Origin of the sequence: Paenibacillus sp. FSL H3-0286, assembly GCF_045040705.1 — a bacterium.
GTDB lineage: Bacteria > Bacillota > Bacilli > Paenibacillales > Paenibacillaceae > Paenibacillus_AQ > Paenibacillus_AQ odorifer.
The window spans coordinates 6,908,871-6,932,942 of record NZ_CP150285.1; the positions used below are offsets into that span (position 1 = coordinate 6,908,871).

23 protein-coding genes are annotated in these 24,072 nt (G+C 43.1%); 7 read left to right on the top strand and 16 right to left on the bottom strand.

Annotation, left to right across the window (positions count from 1 at the left end; translation table 11 throughout):
• Window positions 1-20: 20 nt before the first annotated feature.
• From MHB37_RS30775 to MHB37_RS30785, 3 genes are all read right to left on the bottom strand, one after another.
• Entirely contained in the window at window positions 21-1,010 is a 990-nt protein-coding gene (locus tag MHB37_RS30775; RefSeq protein WP_076124160.1) for a sensor domain-containing diguanylate cyclase, read from the bottom strand.
• Window positions 1,011-1,048: 38 nt separating this feature from the next.
• Window positions 1,049-1,843 (bottom strand): alpha/beta fold hydrolase, encoded by a 795-nt coding sequence (locus MHB37_RS30780; RefSeq protein ID WP_076124162.1) that lies wholly within the window; start codon window positions 1,841-1,843, stop codon window positions 1,049-1,051.
• 427 nt (window positions 1,844-2,270) lie between these two features.
• The gene (locus tag MHB37_RS30785) at window positions 2,271-3,032 is read right to left on the bottom strand and encodes an SDR family oxidoreductase (protein WP_076278246.1); all 762 of its coding nucleotides are present in this window, start codon (window positions 3,030-3,032) and stop codon (window positions 2,271-2,273) included.
• Window positions 3,033-3,235: 203 nt separating this feature from the next.
• On the opposite strand from MHB37_RS30785, the gene MHB37_RS30790 reads away from it, so the two are divergent.
• The gene (locus MHB37_RS30790; protein WP_254847725.1) at window positions 3,236-3,868 is read left to right on the top strand and encodes a TetR/AcrR family transcriptional regulator; all 633 of its coding nucleotides are present in this window, start codon (window positions 3,236-3,238) and stop codon (window positions 3,866-3,868) included.
• 64 nt (window positions 3,869-3,932) lie between these two features.
• Here the strand turns inward: MHB37_RS30790 and MHB37_RS30795 are convergent, their stop codons facing one another.
• Genes MHB37_RS30795 through MHB37_RS30805 form a run of 3 tightly spaced genes read right to left on the bottom strand, consistent with a single transcriptional unit; the run spans window position 3,933 to window position 7,463 of the window.
• On the bottom strand, window positions 3,933-6,023 hold the full coding sequence (locus MHB37_RS30795) for a carbohydrate-binding domain-containing protein (protein WP_405168808.1): 2,091 nt from the start codon (window positions 6,021-6,023) through the stop codon (window positions 3,933-3,935).
• 23 nt (window positions 6,024-6,046) lie between these two features.
• Window positions 6,047-6,727: a DUF4956 domain-containing protein gene (locus tag MHB37_RS30800; protein ID WP_076124168.1), complete on the bottom strand. Its 681-nt coding sequence runs from the start codon at window positions 6,725-6,727 to the stop codon at window positions 6,047-6,049.
• Window positions 6,720-7,463: a polyphosphate polymerase domain-containing protein gene (locus MHB37_RS30805; protein WP_076105108.1), complete on the bottom strand. Its 744-nt coding sequence runs from the start codon at window positions 7,461-7,463 to the stop codon at window positions 6,720-6,722. Before MHB37_RS30805 ends, MHB37_RS30800 begins: the two co-directional genes overlap by 8 nt.
• A 307-nt stretch (window positions 7,464-7,770) precedes the next feature.
• On the opposite strand from MHB37_RS30805, the gene MHB37_RS30810 reads away from it, so the two are divergent.
• Together MHB37_RS30810 and MHB37_RS30815 are read left to right on the top strand one after the other, a co-directional pair.
• On the top strand, window positions 7,771-8,448 hold the full coding sequence (locus MHB37_RS30810; protein WP_076099753.1) for a response regulator transcription factor: 678 nt from the start codon (window positions 7,771-7,773) through the stop codon (window positions 8,446-8,448).
• A complete protein-coding gene (locus MHB37_RS30815; protein ID WP_076124170.1) occupies window positions 8,448-9,722 on the top strand; it encodes a cell wall metabolism sensor histidine kinase WalK in 1,275 nt (424 codons plus the stop codon). The genes MHB37_RS30810 and MHB37_RS30815 overlap by 1 nt, the downstream gene beginning before the upstream one ends.
• 59 nt (window positions 9,723-9,781) lie before the next feature.
• On the opposite strand, the gene MHB37_RS30820 is transcribed toward MHB37_RS30815, so the two are convergent.
• Both MHB37_RS30820 and MHB37_RS30825 read right to left on the bottom strand, forming a co-directional pair.
• The gene (locus tag MHB37_RS30820; protein WP_076278243.1) at window positions 9,782-10,537 is read right to left on the bottom strand and encodes a class I SAM-dependent methyltransferase; all 756 of its coding nucleotides are present in this window, start codon (window positions 10,535-10,537) and stop codon (window positions 9,782-9,784) included.
• On the bottom strand, window positions 10,534-11,094 hold the full coding sequence (locus tag MHB37_RS30825; RefSeq protein ID WP_036682293.1) for a hypothetical protein: 561 nt from the start codon (window positions 11,092-11,094) through the stop codon (window positions 10,534-10,536). The genes MHB37_RS30820 and MHB37_RS30825 overlap by 4 nt, the downstream gene beginning before the upstream one ends.
• Before the next feature lie 95 nt (window positions 11,095-11,189).
• Between MHB37_RS30825 and MHB37_RS30830 the strand changes: the two genes are divergently transcribed.
• Complete coding sequence (locus tag MHB37_RS30830; protein ID WP_076132799.1) at window positions 11,190-12,104, top strand: phosphatidate cytidylyltransferase; 915 nt, start codon at window positions 11,190-11,192, stop codon at window positions 12,102-12,104.
• 22 nt (window positions 12,105-12,126) lie between these two features.
• Here MHB37_RS30830 and MHB37_RS30835 read toward each other — a convergent pair whose 3' ends face one another.
• The 7 genes from MHB37_RS30835 to MHB37_RS30865 form a co-directional block, all read right to left on the bottom strand.
• Window positions 12,127-12,807: a uracil-DNA glycosylase family protein gene (locus MHB37_RS30835; RefSeq protein WP_405168809.1), complete on the bottom strand. Its 681-nt coding sequence runs from the start codon at window positions 12,805-12,807 to the stop codon at window positions 12,127-12,129.
• 73 nt (window positions 12,808-12,880) lie between these two features.
• The gene (locus MHB37_RS30840; RefSeq protein ID WP_076191571.1) at window positions 12,881-14,119 is read right to left on the bottom strand and encodes an amidohydrolase; all 1,239 of its coding nucleotides are present in this window, start codon (window positions 14,117-14,119) and stop codon (window positions 12,881-12,883) included.
• Window positions 14,120-14,223: 104 nt separating this feature from the next.
• Window positions 14,224-14,988 (bottom strand): polysaccharide deacetylase family protein, encoded by a 765-nt coding sequence (locus MHB37_RS30845; protein ID WP_076132805.1) that lies wholly within the window; start codon window positions 14,986-14,988, stop codon window positions 14,224-14,226.
• Complete coding sequence (locus tag MHB37_RS30850; RefSeq protein ID WP_254847726.1) at window positions 14,988-15,593, bottom strand: YkoP family protein; 606 nt, start codon at window positions 15,591-15,593, stop codon at window positions 14,988-14,990. Before MHB37_RS30850 ends, MHB37_RS30845 begins: the two co-directional genes overlap by 1 nt.
• Window positions 15,594-15,616: 23 nt before the next feature.
• Window positions 15,617-16,213 (bottom strand): sensor domain-containing protein, encoded by a 597-nt coding sequence (locus MHB37_RS30855; protein ID WP_076124185.1) that lies wholly within the window; start codon window positions 16,211-16,213, stop codon window positions 15,617-15,619.
• 182 nt (window positions 16,214-16,395) lie between these two features.
• On the bottom strand, window positions 16,396-18,186 hold the full coding sequence (locus MHB37_RS30860) for a hybrid sensor histidine kinase/response regulator transcription factor (protein ID WP_076191568.1): 1,791 nt from the start codon (window positions 18,184-18,186) through the stop codon (window positions 16,396-16,398).
• Between the two features lie 215 nt (window positions 18,187-18,401).
• The gene (locus MHB37_RS30865; protein WP_341172202.1) at window positions 18,402-19,580 is read right to left on the bottom strand and encodes a hypothetical protein; all 1,179 of its coding nucleotides are present in this window, start codon (window positions 19,578-19,580) and stop codon (window positions 18,402-18,404) included.
• 213 nt (window positions 19,581-19,793) lie between these two features.
• Between MHB37_RS30865 and MHB37_RS30870 the strand changes: the two genes are divergently transcribed.
• From MHB37_RS30870 to MHB37_RS30880, 3 genes are all read left to right on the top strand, one after another.
• Entirely contained in the window at window positions 19,794-20,402 is a 609-nt protein-coding gene (locus tag MHB37_RS30870) for a LysE/ArgO family amino acid transporter (RefSeq protein ID WP_405168810.1), read from the top strand.
• A 166-nt stretch (window positions 20,403-20,568) separates the two neighbouring features.
• Entirely contained in the window at window positions 20,569-21,552 is a 984-nt protein-coding gene (guaC, locus tag MHB37_RS30875) for a GMP reductase (RefSeq protein ID WP_036682307.1), read from the top strand.
• 135 nt (window positions 21,553-21,687) lie between these two features.
• Entirely contained in the window at window positions 21,688-22,578 is an 891-nt protein-coding gene (locus MHB37_RS30880; RefSeq protein ID WP_076278239.1) for a diacylglycerol kinase family protein, read from the top strand.
• 100 nt (window positions 22,579-22,678) lie between these two features.
• Here the strand turns inward: MHB37_RS30880 and MHB37_RS30885 are convergent, their stop codons facing one another.
• Window positions 22,679-23,860: a multidrug effflux MFS transporter gene (locus MHB37_RS30885; RefSeq protein WP_280753214.1), complete on the bottom strand. Its 1,182-nt coding sequence runs from the start codon at window positions 23,858-23,860 to the stop codon at window positions 22,679-22,681.
• Between the last annotated feature and the right edge of the window lie 212 nt (window positions 23,861-24,072).

Consider the following 24,072-nt stretch of genomic DNA (forward strand, 5'->3'; position numbering starts at 1 on the left):
ATAACAAAAAAAGCCTCCAATTAAAGAAGCTTTTCACTCAAATCCATAATATGCGTAACGCGATTTCTCCCCTGTTCTTTAGAAACGTAAAGCGCTTGATCAGCTTTTTCCAGAAGAGTGATGTCTGTATCGGTTGCTTCAAAGGTAGCTATGCCAATGCTTACCGTAATGCTGCCAATCTCCCAAGTGGAGCTGGCTATGAATTGTCGTAGACTCTCAGCTATAGCCGTGGCATCCGATGAATCTGTATTAGGCAGCAGAAGGATAAACTCCTCACCACCATACCTAGCTACGATATCTTCTTTACGAGATTGGGACTTCAGGATACTCGCCAATTTCTCCAGGACATAATCACCCATCTGATGACCGTAGGTGTCATTCACATTTTTAAAGTGATCAATATCTAGAATACATAACGAAAAAGGCGCCTGATCACGGTGATACGCTGCAATCTGTTCTTCCAGCTTTTCTTGCAGGAACCTTCTATTCTTTAATCCAGTAAGCTTGTCTGTAGTAGATAGCTCTACTAAAACGGCATTCATCTCCAGTAATTCAGCTTGCTTTTGCTCGATTTCCAGGTGGATTTGTTTGAGCTTTGCCAGCGCCTGATCTTTTTCCCAATACGCCTCTTCTATTTGCTTCTTCGCAGATCGTAACTCTAGCTCATAATCAATACGTTTGCCCATCTGTACGAGAATACAATCAATGACCTCTACACCTTCACATTCAAGGCGTCTACCATTTAACAAGTAAGGCACGGCTTGCCCCTTGCTGTCCTTCAAATTGATAAATAGCTCTTCTACATGTCCATTCAGATTGATAAAAGGATAGAAGTATGAATGAAAAATAAGCTTGTTGGCCGTAGACATGATAGATTCAAAATGTTTATTTACCAAATCAACCTGCTGATATCCCATCCCATCCAAAAAGGTTTGATTCACATCGAGGATCATTCCTTCATGGGTAATGGAAACATATCCGCATGGCGCATATTTTAACCGGTCATCCATTGTCTAAATATCCTTTCAACACCATAATCTTCTCCATCTCACCCAAGGTACTCATTAATCAAAGTAATGGTCTCCTGGGGATGGCTAATATGTGGATAATGGCCCTTGGCCTCCATTAACCGGAGCGTACTATTATTCATATGTCTATGTAAATATTCTCCTACTTCTATAGGAACGATACTATCATCCGAGCATTGCAATATGAGTGTAGGCACTGTCGCTTTAGGCAGATCTTCTCGATGATCCGAAAAAAATGTAACTTCCGCAAATTCTCTAGCGATAATAGGGTCGGCCGAAATAAAGCTTCGTTCCAGCTGTTTAGTCAACATCGGGTCAGGGTTATTCATCGCAAGTGGAGCCATAAAGCTAGCCCAGCCCGCGAAATTCATCTCCATCATATCCAGAAGCTCAGTAATATCACTTTTTTCAAAGCCCCCGAAATAAGCATCTCCCTCATTTAAATAACGTGGGGAAGGTCCGATCATAATCATTTTATCAAAATAATCCGGCCGCTCGATTGAAGCAAGCAAACCGATCATAGAGCTAATAGAATGACCTATAAAAATAAGATCCTTGAGTTCAAATGTTTCGATAACATCTAGTACATCCTGTACATAACCATGGAGAGTATGATATTTATCCGATGTATATGCGCTTAAATCTGAATGGCCTGAGCCTACATAATCAAATAGAACGATTCGATACTTTTTCTCAAATGATGGCGTGATAAACTGCCACATGCTTTGATCACACCCAAATCCATGCGCAAAAAGGATAGTTTTTTCTCCTGCTCCAATGACTTTTACATGATTCCGCACCATAACATCGTTCATTTCATATAACTCCTCTATAGTTAGCATTCTCTCTATTTTGCAGGGTTCCCCTGGAAATATCAAGCGTAGAAAAAACTCCGCTAGATTAATCTCTAGCGGAGTTTTATGTAGCCTCCCGTTTGGGTCATCATTTGGCAAAATGGTAGCGTGCTGGGGCACCCCTGCGTTCAATCCGATAACATTTTGCCCCAAAAAATTGGTTAGCGGACCCAGAAGACCTTAAATGCGCCATTATTCCACATTTGAATTGCTATCGGACTCCACTGCAGCTATTGGCGCGAAAACACAAAATATGGGCCGATTTATATGAAATAGCGTCTCTGGAGTCCGAATTCCTTCTCAAAAGGCTGAAAATTTGCGAATAACGTCATCTGGGTCCGTAAGACTCCTTGGATAAACTGTTGAGGCAGAGGTAGACAACCAACATTTAGAATGCAGAAGTCCAACCCGCATCAGCAGCGATGATAGCTCCGTTTACAAAACTGGAATCATCCGAAGCCAGGAATAACGCAACTTGTGCGATTTCTTCAGGTGTACCTACACGAGGGATCACAGCCTGTGTTAATTGCGTACGGCTCACGCCGAATTCATTTATATTTTTCATTGAAGCACTGATGTTTGTGGCAGTAGCTCCTGGTGCGATAGCATTACAACGAATCCCTTTGTTGGCATACATAAAAGCTGTGTTTTTCGTCAAGCCTACTACAGCATGTTTAGAGGCAGTATAAGTTGCTCCCGCATGGGCACCACTTACCCCACCTGTAGAAGCGGTATTAACGATAACCCCTTTTCCTTTTTCCAGAAAAATAGGCAGTGCTTTACGAGTGGACCGCATTACACTTTTGGTATTGATATCAAAGATAAGATCCCATCGTTCATCTGTAATATCACCAACTGGCTCAAAGCCATCCATAATCCCTGCGTTATTCACTAAAATATCTAGCGTGCCATATTCTTTTACAGCGGTATCAATCATGCTATCAATATCTCCAACCAGGGCAACATTTACTTTCAGTGCCTTAGCTACTCCACCGTTACTATTGATCCCTGCGGCTACTTGTTCAGCACCTTCTAGGTTCAGATCGGCTACAATCACTTTTGCCCCTTCTTTAGCGTACAACTCTGCGATAGATTTCCCCATACCCGATGCCGCCCCAGTAACCACTGCAACTCTGTCTCGAAGTTTCATGTTGGAAGTCTCCTTTACGTTTATCTATAATGTAAATATCAATATATAAAATCTCTTTAACGCTTAAAATTTATACTACTCAAGTTTAATCCTCTAAAATTTAACTATCAATATACAAATGAGACATTAAATGTTCATAAATATATATAACGTGGGATTCTGTTCAAATAGGATTAGAAAATAGACAGTTAGGTGGTCTTCTGTTGCTTAAAAATAATCGGAGAACTAGCAAATCGCGTAAAGAGCTTAAAAACGCATTGATATTACTCATGGAAAAAAAGAATTTCCGCACCATTACGATAACCGATATCGTTACCCTTGCCGATTTAAACCGCGGAACCTTCTATAAACATTATCAAACCAAAGAAGAACTTCTAAATGAGCTAATTGATGATGTGTTGGAGGATTTAATTAAGGCTTATAAAGAACCCTATCTTCATACCGATAAATTTATAGTTAGTGAGCTGACCACCTCGAGCATCAAGATTTTTGAACATGTGGTCTCTTACTCTAATTTTTATACCATCATTATAAATTCCAATGTTCTGCCAGGGTTCCAAAATAGGATTTGCGACCTCTTAAAGGAGCTCACCAAGCGGGACTTAGTCGCAGTTAATAACACTAATACCAATGTAAATATAGAATTGTTTTCCAGTTATACCGCCTATGCTCTATTTGGATTAATCATAGAGTGGGTAAAAGGCGGATTTAAATATACAGCTAACCATATGGCAGAGCAGCTGATTGAAATTCTGTCTTTTAATTCACATAATGTGATCATCAACACTTCAAATCAACCGATTAAACAGAATTCCATCCCTGTTAACGGCGACTAATTTATCTCAAACTAAAAAAAGCCACTCCAAAATGCTGGAGTGGCTTTTGAATGCAATTTATAGCCTAAGGTCTTCTGTTTCCACCACCACCGCCACCTGGACCTTGATTAGTGTTTGCGGTTGTTACTCCGGATTCATTTAGCCAAGTTACGCTGCTTGTAATTTCGAACGCTACTACTTTTGTTCCTCCTGTATATTCACCATCCGTATACAGTCCGTTCGCTTCACTACCAGTCGAGGTACCTCCCGAGTAGAGGGTGTAAGAACCGCCGTCCTTCAGATCCGTTGAACTAATCACCACCGTTTGATAGCTCTTCGAAGGAGCAAAGGTCAGGATCGAGTTACCTTCGCTGTCCTCTAGATGAACCAATGTTCCAGCCTCCTGGGTCTGAGGGAAAGTCATGCTGACTGCATGTTGGCTAGAGGTGTCAGACGGTGCTTGTGCCATGCCCGAACTTCCCGCAGCCACCAAAGTTCCTCCACTCTGTTCAAAGCTACCGTCGAAATCAAGTGCACCGTTACCGCTATTGGTAGGTCCATTAACAATAACCGTGCCACCCGACATTGTGATGGAGCCGTTCGAATCCAGCCCGTCACCTGAAGCATCGACCGTTAGTGTTCCTCCACTTATCGTTAGCATATTGCTAGCAGAATCGCTGAATTGATCCTGCTCCTGAGGCCCGCCGCCTACAGTCGCCTCATCGTTACCTCCTGCTACATTCACTCCATCATCAGAAGCAACCACATGAGCTTCGCCACCGGAAATCTCGATGTTTGCTCCTTCAATCCCTTCGTAGCTCTTCGTAATATCAATTTTACCACCAGATATCGCCACCAAAGCATCCGCATGGATTCCATCGTCGCCAGTTTTGATGTTGAATTCTCCATCAGCTATAGCAATGTTACTGTTGCTGTGCACTGCATCATCAGCAGAATCGATGGTAAAGGTTCCGTTGTTTACGCTAATATCTCCTCCAGCCTTCAAACCTTTAGTACTTGGTATTTCCGATTCTGTAGTTGTTGCCGTTGTTGTCGTTGTTGATGCTTCCGTTGTTGGTATCTCCGGTTTTGTTTCTGGCATCGTCTCTGGTTTGGTTTCAGATGTTGAGGTTCCTGTTGTTCCTGTTGTTCCTGTTGTTCCTGGTGCTTGATCCCCTGTTCCCTGACCTCGGCCACCTCTCATGCCCATACCTTGCCCTTGATCACCTGTTTTCACTTCACCCTTCTCGTTGCCCCCACCCGTAACTAAGGTGTATGTTCCGCCATCTATTACAAGTGAAGTCTCAGCTTGAATTCCATCATTACCAGCCGTAATATCAAATGTTCCTGCTGCTATTGCTATGAAGCCTTTGTCCGTCTCAGTATCGTTGGTTGATTTCATTCCATCGCCTTCTGCCGTTATGCTGATATTTCCGTCTTGTACAGCGACAAGATCTTTACCTACAATCCCGTCATCGGCAGCCTTAATTTCAATAGTGCCACCCATAATTTTCAGATCGTCCTTGCTCGTAATTCCGTCATTATAGTTAGCGGAAACAGACAGCTTCCCGGTCCCATTAATCGTTAAATCCGCTTTACTGAAGATAGCCGCACTCGGTTCATCTGTAGTTTCATCGGCATACACGTAAGTTGCTCCATCAGATACGGAGTTCTCCGTCCCGTCTTCCAAGGTAATGATCACTTTCCCCGCTTCTTTAATATCAATTGCTGCACTATCGCTGTTCGTGATGTTCACACCGTTCAGTACCAAGTGCACAGTACCTTCATCCTGATTATTAACTACAATCTGTCCATCACTCAGCTTACCAGACAGCACATAAGTTCCTGCTGCAGTAATTGTCACTGAGCCATCCTTAGACTCAGCCCCGGTGCCGTCAACAAGCGCACTTGTTCCAGCCAAAGCAATTTCCGTCGATTGGTCAGCTGTCCAAGTTGTATTAGAATCCTCTTCATCGAACGTCACCAGATCGGATAGTTTGGCGCTTGCCAGTTGCACTCCCGTGACAGCCCCGTTCTGAGTTATCGTTGTTGCCGAGGCTGCTGTTTTACCCGCCGCTTCAGACTGTGTTGTTGTGGCATTGGTGCTGCAAGCCGACATAAGTAATGCACACAATAGCAAGATTCCTACTTTACTTCCGGTTATATATTTATCCATTTTTCATCCATCCTTTCGTTATCTTAATAGTCATTAGCAGTTGGAGTCATGGTCAGAGACAGGTCTAAATTACCGTTCCGGGTACGAATCGCATCCAAAAATTCCTTCTGGTTTACAGCCTCACCCAGCGTTACAGCGTAGACCAGTTCATATAAACTGCCAAGCTCAGTCGTTCTAATCTTTTTAAGCTCATACCCAACGTTATATTTATTGAATACTTCAGCGAAGGCTTCCTCATATCCCAGACTCTCCGGGATGGTTACCTTTAATGTTTTTTGCGACGTTGTTCTTACACCAAAGTTAGTCCGGTTAAGGATAAACATAAGGGCGCATAGGATAAGGGTGAAAAAAACTGCATATCCAAAGGAACCCACTCCACAGGCAAGTCCAGAAGCCATGGTGAACAGAACAAATGTGATATCCTTCGGATCGCCCGGCGCACTTCTAAACCGAATGATGGAGAACGCCCCGGCAAGACTGAAAGCTCTGGCAACATTACTTCCGATAAGCAAAATGATGATGGCCACAATTACGGGCAGCAGTACCATTGTTAGTGTGAAGCTTTGCGAATAGCCGCTTGCATTGGTCTTCATATAGGTGTAGCTAATGATCCCGCCAAGAGCAATAGCTATAAAAATAGTTAGCAGTGCGTTGGTAAACGTTAACTCTGTACTAGTTGCTACGGTAAATAATGAATCAAGCATAGAGGGCACTCTCCCGTTCTGTTTTACTGTTCTTCAGCATTTTTTTATATTCGTTGCCGTACTTGGAGAAGCTTGTACGGTACATTTGATGCTCTGAGAGCATTTTGGCCAGCCAGACCGGAATCGTGTTCTCAGCCTTTACTTCCATAAGCCACTGCCCCGGCTCCAGCAAGGGTTCGCCATGAACACCGTGCTCCATCTTCAGATCGTACCGGCGGCTGCGAATATTTGTATCGAATGTAATTCTTAGATCGCGATTGTTTTTACAGAACAACGCTTTTCGGTCATAAGACAGATACACCTTGGGCTGCAAATCATAGCGTGTCAGAAAATATTTGATCTCTTCAATCACCTGTTTATTCATGTAATCCTTGAATTCCGGTTCCATGCCGGTGGCGACAAAATCATAAGCCTCGTTTAATTTGAGCGACGTTCTTCTTTTATTAACAAGACCAAATACCTTCTTCTTGATTTCCAGATACACCTTCGTATCTTGATTTGGAACACCGTAAGCTCTTAAACGAAGCTTCTCTTTGTACTTGGGCTTCGCAAGACTGTTACGAATCAGGGTGTTGTGCTCCGTGTCATAATATAAGTTGGTTATGGAGTAAAACTCATGTTGCTTGTTGAAATCGTCTAGTTCCATGTATTCAAGCAATTGGTTATAAAATTTATAGTAGGCTTCGTTGTCCAACAAATATTTGTTCTCATAACGGTTGAATACCTCAATCGCCATATGTGATCAATCCTTTCTGTTTATCGTTGTCTCGTGTGCTTATGAATGTATCTTAGATCCCAAACCTTTAATGAATCTTAAATGGTTTTACAAATTATTGATTATCTTTTACATTCCCTTAACACAGGTGTAAGTCGTAACTGCGGTGAATGTTGTTCTTCCGGCCGCTGTTGTCTGCAGATTTCTTGATTTCAAACTGCTGTTCGCAGTCACTTCTATCTCAACCTTCATTAAGGTTCAATAAAGGTAATCCTGATATAATGACCTCAATAACAAATACTGGTTCTATGTAGGGGATGGCAAAACCATGAGAATATTAATAGTAGAAGACGAGCTTCATCTCGCTGAAGCCTTAACTCAAATATTAAAAAAACATAATTATTCGGTGGATGCAGTCCATGACGGCAGGTCGGGTCTGGATTACGCACTAAGTGGAATCTATGATTTGCTGCTGCTCGACATCATGCTGCCTGAGATGGATGGGGTCAGCGTCCTCAAGACGCTGCGGAAAAAGGGGATACCCACTCCCGTTATCCTGCTTACCGCAAAGGGTGAAATTACAGATATGGTCACTGGGCTGGACTATGGGGCTGACGATTATATCGCCAAACCTTTTTCCTCGGAGATCTTATTGGCAAGAATAAGGGCTGTACTAAGACGTAAAGGCGAGGTGATACCGGATGATGCTTTAAAGTTCGGGGATATTGAACTGAATACATCCAATCTGAAACTTACCGTGGGTGGCAAAGAGATCAAGCTCAATCTAAAGGAATGCGAGCTATTGGAGCTTCTGATCTTGAGGAAACAAGCTGTAACCTCCAAAGAACAAATTATTGAGAAGCTGTGGGGCTTTGATTCAGATGCTGAGCACAATAATGTAGAGGTGTATATTTCTTTTTTGAGAAAAAAACTGACCTTCTTAAATTCGACCGTACGCATTAGTACGATCAGAAACGTAGGGTATGTATTAGAGGTGACGACCTGATGTTCACGAAGCTCAGAAATCGGTTTCTTATTGTTAACTTAGTCACCATCTCGGTGATCATGCTTGTGGCCTTCATCTCCATATATGTAATTACGTACCGGGATGTCCAAAACGATATTCAGATGGATCTTCACAGAATCATGGAAAACTACAAGTCTCCCGGTGGTGACACAGGACGATTAGGCAATACCAAAGGGGGAGCCACGTTACCACGTGTGGATAATAAACGTACGGATAACGGAACACCTCCTCCAGAACGCTCAATCTCATTTATGCTGAAAATAGATACAGCGTCCAACCTTACGGGGAAAGATTCCAAATTTACTATGGACGATGAATTTTATAATACGGCTCTGCAAGAAGCACTAAGCGCCGGTAAAGATACCGGAAGGTTCACCTTGGATAGCAGCAAATGGATCTTCAACATCCAGCATACGAATGATGGGGCGATGCTTGTATTTCTGGACATCACTGCAGAGCAAAAAATCCTCACCAATCTAATCTATACCTTCTCTGTAGTTGGCTCAGTGATGCTGATTATCTTGTACTTCGCTAGCCGCTTTTTTGCTAATCGTTCAATTGCGCCGGTAAAGGAGGCTTTTGAGAAACAGAAACAATTTATTGCGGATGCTTCCCATGAGTTAAAGACGCCGTTGACTATTATTAACACCAATGCGGATGTTCTCCTGTCCAACAGTGATGACACCATTCACAATCAGTCCAAGTGGCTGCACTATATCAAGTCGGAAACAGAAAGAATGACCAGCCTGACCAATGATCTGTTGTACCTGACCGAGATGGACGATTCCAGATCGAGAATGATTTATTCGAAATTCAATCTGAGCGACGTGGTTGAAAATATCATTTTAACGATGGAAGCTGTAATCTTTGAGAAGCATATCTCCCTTGAATATGACATCGAGCCTGATCTGACAGTGCTAGGCAATAGTGAACAGATCAAACAAGTGATTATGATCCTCTTGGACAATGCTGTAAAATATTCGAACCCTAAAGGTTCAGTCACCTTATCCCTTAAAAAACAACATAATGACATGGTGTTAGCGGTCACCAATACGGGGGAGGGCATTGCGCCGGAGCACTTAGCGAGCATCTTTGACCGATTCTACCGTACAAATGCTTCCCGGGCGCGTAAACAAGGGGGATATGGCCTAGGGCTGGCGATTGCCAAATCGATTATTGAACAGCATAAGGGAAAAATTTATGCCAAAAGTTTTGTCGGCGAGTCCACCACGTTTTACGTACATCTTTCATAACTACAAGTAAAAAAGACTCAAACCCTGTTATCTCTAAGGTTTGAGTCTTTTTATTTACTTTACACTTCGCCCCAATAAATTTCGGTCTTATAATCAAAAAACACTTGCCCACCCTGGTTATTTCGTTCAAAAATATTCCGCAGCTCAGCCATCATATTCTCATAGCTTGGATCTCCGGGGACCGGAGTGTAGGAAGACGATCGAAGCCGACCGCTTAAGCCCTCCAAATCAAATACCTGCTGATTGCTAAAATGCGCTACTTGCATCTGTCCTTTCTTGAAAAAGGAACTAAGAATCTCAGGGGTAATGTTCTTATGATTAACTTGAGTGTAGTTCGTCCCGAAGGTCTGCAGCAGCTGCTCATATTCCTCCAGAAATGGGGTACCGTAAGTAAGCCGGGAGTTCCATATCAGAACCACTTTTCCACCCGGTTTTAGAATCCGCTTGAATTCCAATTGCGTTGCGTCCCTATCAAACCAATGAAACGCTTGGGCGCATACGATAAAGTCCATGGACTGATCGGATAATTCTGTATGTTCAGCAGACCCCGGCGATACAGAGAAATGGTTATCCTTTGCGAAATTCTCTTCCGCAGCTCTACGCATTTCCGGATTGGGTTCAACGGCAGTCACACGACTCCCGCGCTCCAGAAGTAATGCTGAGAAGATTCCTGTTCCTGCACCAATATCAGCAATATCACAATTGGGTTGGAGCCCAATAGTATTGTACAAATAATCAATGGCTTCTCCAGGATAGCTCGGCCGATATTTTACATACGAATCCACCCGATTAGAAAATATTTCTTTGCTATTCATCCTTCGTCTCCTCCTAGGCGCTCAGGTTCATATTCACTTAATTTACCTTGGTAAACCAATCGCAGCCGATCACTTTGGCGAAAATCATCCGGAGTAACGAGTGCGGGCAGCTTATTCCATAACTTAATGCCCGACCGCTCTAGAATTTCCGCTACAAATTGCGAACAAAAATAAGAGTTGCTGAATTCGACAGGCTCCTTCAGGGCAATGCCAATTACGCCGAGAATATTATAGAGATACTTTTGACGGCTTCGGATAAAGACTTGCAAGACCCGCTCCATTTTCTCCACTTCGCGGGCTGTAACTTGAAGTTCATATAGGACACATGTTGTATTTGGATATTTGCTGAACGTACCTGTCTTAATATCCTCCTTCACAAACCCTCCATTCAGGGGGTTGCTCGGATGCTTTCTGCCAAAGCTATACAGCTCGGAAAGCTCCCGATTAAAGGAGATCGAGGCATGATTATAGGGTGCTTTTGTATAGCCTTGAATGAGCTTCGTAAAAAGCGTCCCGGTATTCGTCAGTAATATAAAGACCGATGGATCTGCTGCCATTTACAATTTTCCCCTTATCAAGTTTGAGCGTTTCCTTCATAATAACATATGAACCCATTAATGGAATCTACTCTAGGACAAGTTGGTGATCAATTATCGACCGCTCTTTATTAACTATAATTCTTATCTTTGCGGCCTTATCGGCCATTCACTTGATGTATGTAGTTATAGGGAAGCTACAGCCAAATAAGGATTATACGGGCATTGGCTTTCGTATCAAGACGTGGTGGGGAATGCTTTTTATCTTTTGCCTAGCTACCCTATTTAATCCCGTCGTCTCTCTGCTGTCTCTCATGGTGCTCTGCTTCTTTGCACTGAAAGAGTATTTCTCTATGATGAAATCACGAAAATCGGACCGCAGGCTATTTCTGTGGGCTTACTTATCCATCCCGTTGCAGTTCTACTGGATTTATATCGAGTGGTACGGAATGTTTATTGTCTTCATCCCGGTTTATGTATTCTTGCTCCTACCGCTGCCCAGAATGATTAATAAGGGCACGGTTGGTTTTATGCGTAGTGTCAGCTCCACCCAATGGGGGCTTATGCTGATGGTATTCGGACTTAGCCACTTGGCCTACTTTCAATTTGCTACACCGGAGTATGGAGCGGGGCTTGTGCTTTTTCTAGTAGTGCTAACGCAGCTCAATGATGTGGTCCACTATCTCGCATCACTTTATGTAGGGAAGCGGAAAATAGTTCCCACCGCCAATCCGTATTTGACTTGGGAGGGTTTCGCTTTCGCATTTGTCATCACAACAGGAGTTTCCTATCTAATCTATCCCTACCTGACGCCGCTCAACCCAATCTTCGGGTTACTGTCAGGCATGTTGATCAGCTTGAGCGGCTTCTTTGGCAGTTTAACGGTTTCCGTGTTAAAGCGGGATCTGCTAATCGGCGATGGCGATAAATTCGTGGCATTGAAGCAAAGCCATTTAAGCCGGATCGATAGCTTGACCTACACTTCACCGGTCTTTTTTCATGTCATTCGTTATTTTTTCGACTTCATGTAGATCATCTGATGGGAAGCTTGAATCAGCCCCTCCATGAATGATTATGCAGTATCTTCACCATTTGTTCTTGCTGGCTGGCGAACTGCTTATATCGATGTCCGTTGGCGCCCGAGGGGTCGGGAAATCCCCATAAGCAGCGTTGTTTATCAAGCTCACCTGCGGACACAAGGAGTTGAAGTATACTTTCCACTGTTTTTCCTAAGGGAATAATTAAGGCCCGGCTCAGTATGTTCAGCTCCTCACGCAAGGAAGATAATGCCTGCGCCCTGAGGAGTGAATTTGAAAGTAGCTTGGGCTGGGCCCCACTATAATTTTTCTTATCCACGAACACGGGAAAACGCAATAAAGAGCTGGTGTGCAGGATCGTCTGCTGCTGAAATAGTTCTTCACAAGAGGTTAGGTTCAAGTGTTGATGCAGTTTAAGTGTATCTAACATATGAATTAACGTGTTCCGCATGGAGCCTGCGAATCTGGCCGCTTCCTTCGCTGTCCTACATACCTCTTCATCTGACAAACCAGCTTCCAGACTTATGATCGCTTCTTGTATCGCTATGCCCATTTGTGTGAACCCGGGCGTTAACCCTATAATGATCACCTTAGCAGAAGGATTAATGTACTCATTATGGGGGGCATAATACATTTCCACCTTGCCATTACGCTCCATTAGAAGCTTATCCACCTGCAGATCCTGTTTAGTTAGCACTGTACCCTTCGGGAGTGAGAGGATCGCAGATTTATACTGTTGCAGATAGGTAGAGAGGAGCATATCATCTGCCTCACAGGTCTCTATTTGTTATCGAACCACTCACCAGTCGGCCTTCGTACCAGACGGCTTGGCGCTGCGCTCTTCGGGCTACTGCTTCAGCCGAACAGCTGGCATGCAGCAGCACAAAGCTAGCAGTGTCGCCAACCTTTGGCCATACCTGCTCGCCTTTTGGATCAAGGGGTGTTAATCCTCCTGTTATAAATCTGAGGGATTGAGATAATGCCAATTCATCATTGCAGCCGTACAACTCCGCGTAACGCCCTGCCTTCTCCAGTTGATCTCCATTTCCAAAAGGGGACCAGTGATCGGTAAGGCTATCTGTTGCCAGCTTCACTTTTACCCCTTGGCTGTGCAGCATCGGAAGTGGCATCATCATTCTTCCAATAGGCACTGTGGATGCAATAGTCATACCCAGTGATGCCATCCGTTTAGCTACCTCTTCTGCCTCTTGCTGCTGAGCTCCTGCGAACCAGAACGCATGACTGACCGTGACCTTTCCTTGCAAGCCAGCTTCTTCCGTCAGATCAGCTAACCGCGTCAGTGTTTTCTTTCCCGCTTCTTTTCCATCATGTAAATGAATATCAATGCCGGCATTACTCATCACTGCTAATTCCACCATCGTCTGAAGTGACTTCTCGATATCTCCATCCACCGTATAAGGATCTACTCCGCCTACAAAGGTTGCTCCCTCTGCCAGAGACTGTTTTACCAGCTGTACAGAATCCGAGCGCAGCAGGCCATGTTGCGGAAACGCCACAATTTCAGATGAAATTTTACCCGCGAATGCATTTAATGCTTGTACAGTCGCTTCTAATCGTTGCAAGCCGCTGACAGGCTCAATATTGCAATGGCTGCGCACATGTGTGGCACCAAACCCCTGAATAAGCGTCAGGATGCTCTCTGCTTGTTGTCTCGCCATGGGCAGCAGCTTAGGCAATAATACCTTCTCTTCCTCAATCCGTTCGAAAACACTGGACGCAGGCTTTACCGCTCTCCAAGGTCCATCGAAATATGTTTTATCTAAATGGATATGTGCTTCTTCGAAAGAAGGCAGCATCAACAACTCTTTACAGTCGTATTTCGGGAGCTGGCTCTGAAGCTCGATGTCTGCTCCAACAACTTCTGAAATCTTATCCCCGTCAATGCGGAGATGACAAACCTTCGTATTCGTACCCGCTACTTGCCCATCCTCAATAACATAACCTTGTTCTAATCTTATATTGGTTAACCAATAAGAAGCATTCAACATGCTACCCCATCCTTTTCTCAACAATTTATATAGGTACGGACCGCTTTACTCTAAATGTTACCATAGCCCTTGCCATATAAAAAATGATTGAGAAATTTCAATAGCTACAGATCAATCTGACCCCTATGTTTGACTCTGGATCTAGCTTCTCTACTATAACTAACTTCCTTGTTCAGCAGTTCATCCATCCGCAGACACTTCAGACCCTTTTTATCCATTTCTTTTAAGACTTCTTCTAATCCAGTGATCATATTCAAGGGCGCTTCTTCATCTGCCCACGGTGTATCTCCGCTGTCGTGTAGAACAATGATTGAGCCTGGTTTTATTTTTTTTATTAAGGCATCCTTTAATTGTTCTGCACTCAGTGACGCTTTCCAATCTCCGACCATAACAGACCACAATACGATTCGATAAGATTCTCTCAGCAAAAAGAAATCCCCTAGATTGAGAAGCCCCCAAGGTGGGCGGTAAAAGATAGGCCGCTCTCCTGTAATTCGCTCAACAATGTCTGCTGTGCGATCTACTTGCTTCCGTCTATTGGTCCAGGGGAACTGGATCCAGTTGGGTGTATGAGTATAATTATGAATGCCGATTTGGTGCCCTTCTCTGTGCATACGCTCGATCAGTTCCGGATATTTCTGCGCTTTTTTGCCCAATACGAAGAAGGTCGCCTTTATGCCATGCTCTTTTAATAGATCTAGAAGTTCAGGTGTATAACAAGGATCCGGACCGTCATCGAACGTAAACGCAATTTCTTTCTCTGCACCTACCTCCGAGTGAACCCCCCATCCCAATATTCGGGTAAGCGCAAAAGGAACGATCATATAAAGAACAATCACATCCACTGCTAAAATTATGAAGGCCCACATTAGGAAGCCGCCTCTGTCTTACGCGGGGCAAACCGCGCTTTCAAGGACTGCTTGCTAAGCACAAGCATCATGGGAGATAACTTCTCTGTGCTGTCCTCTACACGATGTTTCCCTTCCGGATGCAGCATGCGAAGTAAAAAACGAAGGTATATCCCGAACCAGTGCCGCTGCCATTTGGACTTGATAGGACGCTGCTCAAACCCTATTCCATGAATAATCCCCCGGTGAAGCAGTGTAATCCCGGTTAGCGCGTTTACTTTGCTTAGTTCCGGATTGCTGTCTAGATCACGACTGATCTCCTTCATAGCCTCGCGAAGCATGCGTGCCGTACGAATTCCGGCCCGATCTGCGCCAAGCGTACGTGTCAGCTGCACAATCTGGCGATTGTCCAAATGAAGCTCACCCACCCAATCTCCCGGAAGTATCCGTTGCCCATCTTGGCAGACCAAACTTTCTCCGTGATATTTCAACACTACCAACTTACATATCCCATATCTACGCACGGACTGACTACGAAATTTGGTGATGACAGCAAATATGTTCTCCCACATCATCCAAAGGGATTGTGAGAATAATTTTATAAATGGAACTGAGGTTACCATCATTTTTCCTTCTTTCCTGTTTAAATTTATCTTCTAGCAAAATCCTTCACTAAACGCCGCGTATACCTGCCGATCATCTTTACCAGACTGTTTCCGAGATAAGCACCTATCCATAGAGACACTGCACCTAACAACATGAAGAAAAGTGAGATGTTGAATGTTTTATTTTCAATCCCAAATAGCGATATAGAGGACACATCTAATAAATACAGGACAGGTGACAACAAGAGAATAATAGGGGTCAAGTAAAAAAGAGTGGCACAAATGAGACTGACCATGCCGATTCCAAACTGCAACATCAACCCTAAAATCGCTCTCCAGTTATGTTCATCCAGAAACTCTGCCTTAACCCTTTCCCACAAGCTGCCTTCTTCTTGAGATCGGGTTGGAAGCGTGCGAACCGAGATATCCGTATAGACTTTAGTTCGAATTCGCTCATGCTGTAAAAAAGTCTCGGTAGAACGCAAAACATAATAAAGGATCGGGATCCCCACTAAGGTGAAGGACATCGAAACTCCAAAGGTAATGCCCACCAGATAAAAACAAAAGTAAAATAGCCCTGTGGCAAAAGTAATTAATAAGAAACAAAAATTCCTCACATGTTTCCGGATTATTTGATTCATGTTTTTCTCTCCCTCTCTGCAATAAAAATTGTTCATTTCTAAGTAACTCCTATGCTAGTGCTTTTGGTGTAAAATCGACCAGTGCCATAATGTCATATGACAAAAAAAACACCCTACTGCCTACTCCCACAAGGGAAAGCAAACAATAAGGTGCTCATCAATTTCAAATACTTCGGTCAGGATTAATCCGAAATGCCAAAAGCCTTCTCGACTGCCTCCTCACGGTTTCGTACCCCGAGCTTGGCATAGATGGTGGACGCGTAATTCCTCACCGTTCCATCGGACAGATATAGTTTAGCGGCAATAGTTTTATAACGCATTCCCTTCGAGAGGCATTCTAGAATCTCCAGCTCACGCGGAGTCAGTCCATATTCATTACTCTTCTCTGTCGGTGGCGCCTCTGAAGCTGGATGCATCTCATAGTGATCAATTAATACATTCGTAATATCGGGTGTAATCATCTTTACGCCCCGATGTACGAGACGTATTCCTTCGAACAGCTCCTGCGGCTCGGTAGACTTTAACAAGTAGCCATCTGCCCCGTTTTGCAGTGCTTCGACTGCCATATCTGCTTCTTGAAAAGTAGTCAGGATCAACACTCGTACCCCTGGCCACTTTTGCTTAATAAGCTTGGTCGCTTCCGCACCGTCCATGCCCGGCATATTTAAGTCCATCAGCACCACGTGAGGTTGTTCCTGCTCGCAGAAGCTTATCGCTTGTTCACCATTCTCAGCTAACCCATTGATCACAAAATCCGGCTCCTGCTCTAGAATAATTCGCAGACTATCCCGGATATAGGGTTGATCATCTACCAGCAATAAACGAATCGTTTCCTCCTGTATCTCTTCAAGCCTTGGTAAACTGCAGGTCACTAAGGTCCCTTCCCCTGGCTTAGAGTAGAAATACACTTGTCCTTGCAAGTTGGAGGCACGCTCCTTCATCGCATTCACACCAAATCCTGCTTTTAAATCTTCAGTGCCTAATCCATTATCCTGCACATCCAGCCGAATCAGCTTCTCTTCATAATGTAAGCTGATGACAATTTCACTGGCTTGACCATGACGTACAGCGTTGGTTATCGACTCCTGCAAACATCTGTATAATGTCATTTGGGCCTGCTTAGATACTGTATACGGCTCTCCGAATGTTCTTAAGCGAATCTTAACCTTGGAGAAGGTCTGGAAATCATCCACTAATTTCTGTAGGGACTGCATTAGCGTCAATGAATCCTCCGAAGCGCCCACATGGTGCAAATATCGCCGAACATCATCCAAGCCATTGCGGGTTAACTTTAACAAGGCATCTATTTTGTGCTCCCCTTCAGAAGTATTCACCTCCGAACGTAAAGTCTCTAGCCCCATAATAATTGAAGTATAAGAATGCCCCACCGTATCATGCAGATCTTTGGATAAACGATCTCGTTCTTCCAGAAGTGTCATACGTTCAACTTGCGAGATGTACTGCTCTAAAACAGCATTTTGCTCCTTAATAATTCTGCCCTGCTTGTGATTCACCACCAGTAAATGAAAAGCGAACCCAAGCGTATACACCAAACCCATGTTAACAATCATCGATACAGCATCCATTTGTTGTGACAATCTAGATAACATAATTGGAATCAAAATGACCGTGATCGGAGCTGTCCAACGATAGGACTTCTGTGCACTATTGCTGGCGATCATAAAAGCGATAGGCAGAAAAGTTACGTACGATTCAGGAAACAAAGCAGCCAAATATAAACAAAGCCCACCCGAAAAAAGGATCTCCGCTATCAGATAATACTTGTAATGCAGCTGCAAACAAAACCAAGGCACAGAAAAAGAGACCACGCCCCAAACAAACGCGATCCAGAAAGGAATCGTAAAATCCTCCGAAAGATAACACATGGTGACCAAAAAAGAAGTAGAAAAACAAATCCGAAACAGGAGGACGAGCCAATCGTACCAGAACCACTGTTTGACCAGATTAAACAAGGCATTTCCCCCTATATACTCTGCTGACTTAATCTTTATTATAGTGTAACCCCTTAAGGGCTCACTAGTTACAAAAAGTCATGAGTTGAGATGACATTTTTACTAATGGTGTAATTAGTGAATAGGTAGCCTTGTATACTTAGCATTAACGTAAAAAGGATGCCAACCCATTTAGGGAGGCATCCTTGATCAATCATATTCTTTAATACCAAGACTTAAAACTTAATTCTTGAAAATCCTTTGTCTGTCTTTACATATCCCACGCTATTCCCCACATAATTGAAATTAAAATTATCCTTCAGCCTGAAAGTATAATCTACTGCGAGCGTTTTAGGATTTAAAATATATGTTGCAGAACCAGGAAAGCTAAGCTCAATATTACCATCCTGTAATTGATATAACGAAACAAAAAATTCCGTCTCATCTTGTAGGGCTACTGTCTTAACCAATCCTTTTACATTATATAAGGACAGCTTCCCATTGGCATAAATCCCATATACCTCTCCCAGGGATGATATGACAGCATTACCTGCGACATCTCTACCCCACAGCAATTTACCTTTAGAGTCAAAACCAAATAGTCGGTTCCCTGTTTTGGGAAGATTAGCCCGAATTAGTACGGTCCCATCGGTGAGCACCTCGTTGTAATCGACTTCTGTATACGAATCCGCAGGCAACTGGTATGTAAATACTGAATTTAGCGAAGAATCAAGAGCCTGGATTCGCGAGCCTTTCCCACTTCCGTAATTTGTTTGAATGAGGATACGATTTCCTTTCCCTGCTACCGTCCCTTTGTAAGTTACGTTTTTTATTTTAGTTCCATTTTTATTAATTAAGGTTAGGGACCCAGAATAATTACCGGAACCATCAAACTCTCCTCGGGATGCAAAGACTAAATTGCCGTTATCAAGTCTATACAAGTATCCCTCTGCTTGAGATAAATTCACCTTCCATTTCCGTTTCCCGTCAGCTCCCACCGCGTAGATTTGAGTTGCGTCAGGAGAAAGATTATCTGTAAAAGTTATGTATACCGTTCCATCTGGTGACACTAAATATTCTTTGGATTCACGAAACATCGATGTACCAGGGTCTGCAAAATTAACCGACCACTTCAGCTTTCCAGTCTGTGTGTCATATGATTTCAGCGTATCCACTAACCATATCTTAGTTTGAGTAGCATGCTCTTCTTTGGTGTGTAGATACACTGTGTTTAATTTAGTAACCTCCATAGGATTGCCTTCCACACTCTCCAGCTCTCCCACAACATTCAGCTGACTCCATTGGGCATTCGGTAATTTGGTTACTGCTGCTGCAGCTTCTACAGTGCCAGAGGTCACCGTACTTGTAGTCATCAACAAGAGAGCAACCAACCCTGTAAATATTCCTTTTTTCAAAAATATCAACCTTTCTTTCCATATATAGTATGCATTCTGTTACTTTACTACCTTTTCTAAGGGACAACAAGATTATATTAAGCAGCTTTTTAAATCAAAACACAGACTGTATGATAGTACATATTATTTGTCCATAAAATTGTAGTAGACCAATTGAACCAATAGGACAGCCAATTCTATAACGTATGAATACTATCGGAGGAATAATAAACTATGTTAGCCGCACTACTTCATGGCATTGCACTGGCCTTTGGATTAATTCTTCCACTTGGCGCACAAAATGTCTTTGTATTTAACCAAGGGGCCTCGCAGCCACATTTAAAAAAAGCCATTCCCGTTATTGTTACAGCCGCTTTATGCGATACCCTGCTTATTTTATTAGCCGTATTAGGTGTTTCAGTCCTTGTGTTTGCCATCCCCGTTCTGCAGACCGCTTTATTTGCTGTAGGACTTTTATTTCTTTTGTATATGGGATGGTCTATCTGGAAAAGTACACCTACATCGTCAGCGCAAGACGCAACCCCTCTATCCTCTAAAAAACAAATCCTGTTCGCGCTGTCCGTTTCTTTATTAAATCCTCATGCGATCTTGGATACTATCGGCGTTATTGGCACTAGCTCGCTTAGTTACACAGGCGTAGACAAAGTTGTATTTGCTGGCGCGACTATCCTAGTGTCATGGATTTGGTTCTTTGGGCTGGCTGTAGCCGGAAAAACCGTAGGACAAATCGACTCAAGTGGCAAAATCATGCGGATTATTAATAAGATCTCCGCGATCATTATTTGGATCGTTGCTGCTTATATTGCCTTCAAGCTTTTTTAAGTGGAGGAAAAAGAATGCTGTACACCAATTTGCCGTATAATTATGTCCAATTTACACCATAATGTACTAGAATTTTGACTTACGGCGCAGAATGAGGTACATTACAATTTGGACGAACAATTAACAAACCAAAATACTATAATGTTCGCATTTAGAGGTGTAAATTATGAAAGAAGTATTCGATTATGAAGATATTCAATTAATTCCTGCAAAATGTATCGTAAACAGCCGTTCGGAGTGTGATACATCAGTCACCCTCGGTGGGCATAAATTTAGATTGCCGGTGGTACCTGCCAACATGCAAACCATCATTGATGAGAAGATCGCTATCTCCTTGGCGCAAAATGGCTATTTCTACATTATGCATCGTTTTGAACCGGAGAAACGTACGTCTTTCATCAAAGACATGCACTCCCGTGAATTAATCGCATCCATCAGCGTCGGAGTTAAAGAAGAAGAGTATGATTTCGTCGAACAATTATCCAAAGAACAGCTGGTTCCGGAATTCATTACAATTGATATTGCACACGGCCATTCCGAAGCAGTTATTCGGATGATCAAACATATTAAACAATACCTGCCTGCCAGTTTTGTTATTGCAGGAAATGTAGGAACACCTGAAGGCGTTAGAGAATTAGAAAACGCTGGAGCTGATGCTACTAAAGTTGGGATTGGACCAGGGAAAGTATGTATCACTAAGATCAAAACTGGATTCGGTACAGGCGGCTGGCAGTTAGCTGCACTACGCTTATGTGCCAAGGCTGCAAGCAAGCCAATTATTGCCGATGGTGGCATTCGCACACACGGTGATATTGCTAAATCCGTACGATTCGGCGCTTCTATGGTCATGATTGGTTCACTATTTGCCGGTCATGAAGAATCTCCGGGTGAAACCATTGAAATCGCTGGGAAGCTCTATAAAGAATACTTTGGCTCCGCTTCAGAATACCAAAAAGGTGAAAAGAAGAACGTCGAAGGTAAAAAAATTGCGGTTGAGCATAAAGGGGCTTTAGCAGAAACCCTAAGAGAAATGGAGCAGGATCTTCAATCCTCCATCTCTTATGCAGGTGGCAATAAATTAGAGGCTATCCGTAATGTGGATTACGTTATCGTTAAGAACTCCATTTTTAATGGAGATAAAGTCTATTAATTGAATACACAGGTGGGCAGGATGACTTAGGTCAATCTTGCTCACCTTTTTTTATGGGAACGAGTTCCACTAGCCTACTTTGGGGTAATGGTAAGAATAAACTTCTACTAGATCACAATAGAGAGGATTATCCTTATGCGGCAAGCTATGATTATTATTAACCCCTCATCCGGCAAAGAGGAAGCCAGCCAATATGTCAGATATGCAACAAGAGTTCTAAGTGATAAAGACTACTCCGTTACGATCAAGGAGACGGCAAAAGAACTAGACGCCACTCGTTATTCCATCGCTGCTTGTGAGGAAGGTTATGATCTGGTGATCTCCATCGGCGGGGATGGCACGCTTCACGAGACCATTAATGGTCTTATCGATCAGGAACACCACCCAAAGTTAGGTGTGGTTCCTTTAGGAACGGCTAATGATTTCGCCCGTGCATTACAAATTCCACTGAATCCCGAAATAGCCATTCAAACCCTTGCCTCCTCAAATTTAAAAACAGTAGATATCGGTCGCTTAAATGACCGCCTATTCGGCAACGTGGTTGCTGTAGGTTCAATTGCCGGAGCATTATCCTCTGTATCCTCCGAAGATAAAACCAAACTCGGCTCATTGGCATACTTGAAAGAAGGTCTTAAACAACTTACAAGCCCTACAGCCCACCCCCTTGTCATTCACCATGATGAACAAATATGGCAAGGAGACTCCTTACTCTTTCTCGCCGTATTAACCAACTCAGTCGGCGGGTTCGAGAATCTAATACCGGATGCTGCGGTTGACGACGGTCTGCTTCATTGTTTTATTATTTTGGACCTCAGTATATTCAATACCATTACAGCCAGTATATCTTTACTGCTGGGTACCCTTAAGGATCATAAAGACGTTGTCTATTTCACAGCCCACAATGTAAGTGTAAGCTCTCCAGAAACCGTAAGAACCAATGTAGATGGCGAAGAAGGTCCAACTTTGCCTATTACGCTAAGTGTTCTCCCTCGTCATATCCAAGTCATTGTGCCAGAAGTGGACTAACAAACAAAAAGCAGTCCGGAACTCAAAAAGTTCCAGACTGCCCTTAATTTATGGACGCCCCGATCCATATCTTACTAATCAAATGACTAAGAAGTTATTTCTATTCCACTACAATAAATTTTTTGCCTAATAACCACATTCCGCCGCTAATCCCTAAGAAATAAATAGGCATCGTCAGTAATGAACCATTATGGAGAGCGCTCATTCCCCACGTCGCCAAGCTAACAAGCAAATAATAGCCCAAGCTGAATATCGCACCTGCTGTTCCTACAACATCCTGAAATTGAACAAGAGCAAGACTTAGACAATTAGGTAAAGCAATCCCTGCACCCATTAATAGGACAAACAGCGTTATTAGAATACATACGATCACAATCATATCCGGCAGCGAGTCAAGACTGCTTGCGATTGTTAATAGCAAGGCTCCGCTCGCCATTACTAGACAGCCGACATGGATTATTTTTTCTGGGGCATAGAGGGTTAATAATCTTTTGGAGATCATTGCGCCTACAATCGACGCCAAAGCCACAATAATGCCGAGAAAACCATAGACTCCTGGCGAAATCTGAAAGTGTTCAATAAATATAAAAGGAGCTTCAGCATAATAGCTGAACAAGATTCCGTTAATGCCTCCAATTAGTAATCCAAACACCAATACACGTGGCAATGCGAGCATTTTTTTGACTATAGGCAGAATAGCCACCTTTTTTCTCATGGAAACATCAGTGGTTTCTGGCAGCTTCCAAAAAGCATACATAAATAACAACACACTCATCATTACTAATGTAAAGAAAACCGCTCGAAAACCAAAAGCTTGATCCACCCATCCGCCAATTAACGGACCTACTGCGGGAGTAAAAGCAATGACCGCCGAGATTTGGGCAAACATAACATGCCGTTTATTCCCAGAGACACTCTCACGAAGAATGGTTTGGGTAATAATCGAACCTGTTGCTGCTCCAAACGCTTGTATAAAACGGCTGACTAACAGCAAATGAATGGATTCTGAGTAAAAACACATCAAGCTTCCCATACCGTATACAAGAAGTCCAGCCAGCATGGAAGATCTCCGCCCGATGAAGTCAGACAACCAACCCCAGCTAAAAACTCCTAAAGCAAATCCAATAAAATATATACTTAACGTTAACTGTACAGAACTATTGGTGGCCCCAAGTGCTACTGCGATATCCGGTAACGATGGAGTGTAAATCGTCTCACTAATTTGCGGAAAAGCCACAAGAACAATCATTAAAAGTAACGATGGTGCTGCATATTTTTTCATCTTATTTTCGCCCTCCTACAAGCTTATATCCTCGAACAACTACAAGAATATGAGCCTAGCTAGGGAAATGGGGGCATCATTATGGCAAGACGACTATAGATCATCATGTTAGAAAATCACCTTTCATTGTTATGCTTTCATGGTTTTATAGGAGGGCTTACCCGAAAGATATCGGGCAAAGATTTGAGTTTCAATTATTCAGCCAAAACATC

What these genes read in the sequence shown, in the direction of transcription:
- MHB37_RS30820 (WP_076278243.1), bottom strand. Translation starts at nt 10,537, where the DNA reads ATGAATAGCAAAGAAATATTTTCTAATCGGGTGGATTCGTATGTAAAA.
- MHB37_RS30795 (WP_405168808.1), bottom strand. Translation starts at nt 6,023, where the DNA reads ATGGATAAATATATAACCGGAAGTAAAGTAGGAATCTTGCTATTGTGT.
- MHB37_RS30775 (WP_076124160.1), bottom strand. Translation starts at nt 1,010, where the DNA reads ATGGATGACCGGTTAAAATATGCGCCATGCGGATATGTTTCCATTACC.
- MHB37_RS30805 (WP_076105108.1), bottom strand. Translation starts at nt 7,463, where the DNA reads ATGGCGATTGAGGTATTCAACCGTTATGAGAACAAATATTTGTTGGAC.
- MHB37_RS30810 (WP_076099753.1), top strand. Translation starts at nt 7,771, where the DNA reads ATGAGAATATTAATAGTAGAAGACGAGCTTCATCTCGCTGAAGCCTTA.
- MHB37_RS30840 (WP_076191571.1), bottom strand. Translation starts at nt 14,119, where the DNA reads ATGTTGAATGCTTCTTATTGGTTAACCAATATAAGATTAGAACAAGGT.
- guaC (WP_036682307.1), top strand. Translation starts at nt 20,569, where the DNA reads ATGAAAGAAGTATTCGATTATGAAGATATTCAATTAATTCCTGCAAAA.
- MHB37_RS30880 (WP_076278239.1), top strand. Translation starts at nt 21,688, where the DNA reads ATGCGGCAAGCTATGATTATTATTAACCCCTCATCCGGCAAAGAGGAA.
- MHB37_RS30800 (WP_076124168.1), bottom strand. Translation starts at nt 6,727, where the DNA reads ATGCTTGATTCATTATTTACCGTAGCAACTAGTACAGAGTTAACGTTT.
- MHB37_RS30785 (WP_076278246.1), bottom strand. Translation starts at nt 3,032, where the DNA reads ATGAAACTTCGAGACAGAGTTGCAGTGGTTACTGGGGCGGCATCGGGT.
- MHB37_RS30780 (WP_076124162.1), bottom strand. Translation starts at nt 1,843, where the DNA reads ATGAACGATGTTATGGTGCGGAATCATGTAAAAGTCATTGGAGCAGGA.
- MHB37_RS30855 (WP_076124185.1), bottom strand. Translation starts at nt 16,213, where the DNA reads ATGAATCAAATAATCCGGAAACATGTGAGGAATTTTTGTTTCTTATTA.
- MHB37_RS30845 (WP_076132805.1), bottom strand. Translation starts at nt 14,988, where the DNA reads ATGTGGGCCTTCATAATTTTAGCAGTGGATGTGATTGTTCTTTATATG.
- MHB37_RS30885 (WP_280753214.1), bottom strand. Translation starts at nt 23,860, where the DNA reads ATGAAAAAATATGCAGCACCATCGTTACTTTTAATGATTGTTCTTGTG.
- MHB37_RS30825 (WP_036682293.1), bottom strand. Translation starts at nt 11,094, where the DNA reads ATGGCAGCAGATCCATCGGTCTTTATATTACTGACGAATACCGGGACG.
- MHB37_RS30815 (WP_076124170.1), top strand. Translation starts at nt 8,448, where the DNA reads ATGTTCACGAAGCTCAGAAATCGGTTTCTTATTGTTAACTTAGTCACC.
- MHB37_RS30870 (WP_405168810.1), top strand. Translation starts at nt 19,794, where the DNA reads ATGTTAGCCGCACTACTTCATGGCATTGCACTGGCCTTTGGATTAATT.
- MHB37_RS30850 (WP_254847726.1), bottom strand. Translation starts at nt 15,593, where the DNA reads ATGATGGTAACCTCAGTTCCATTTATAAAATTATTCTCACAATCCCTT.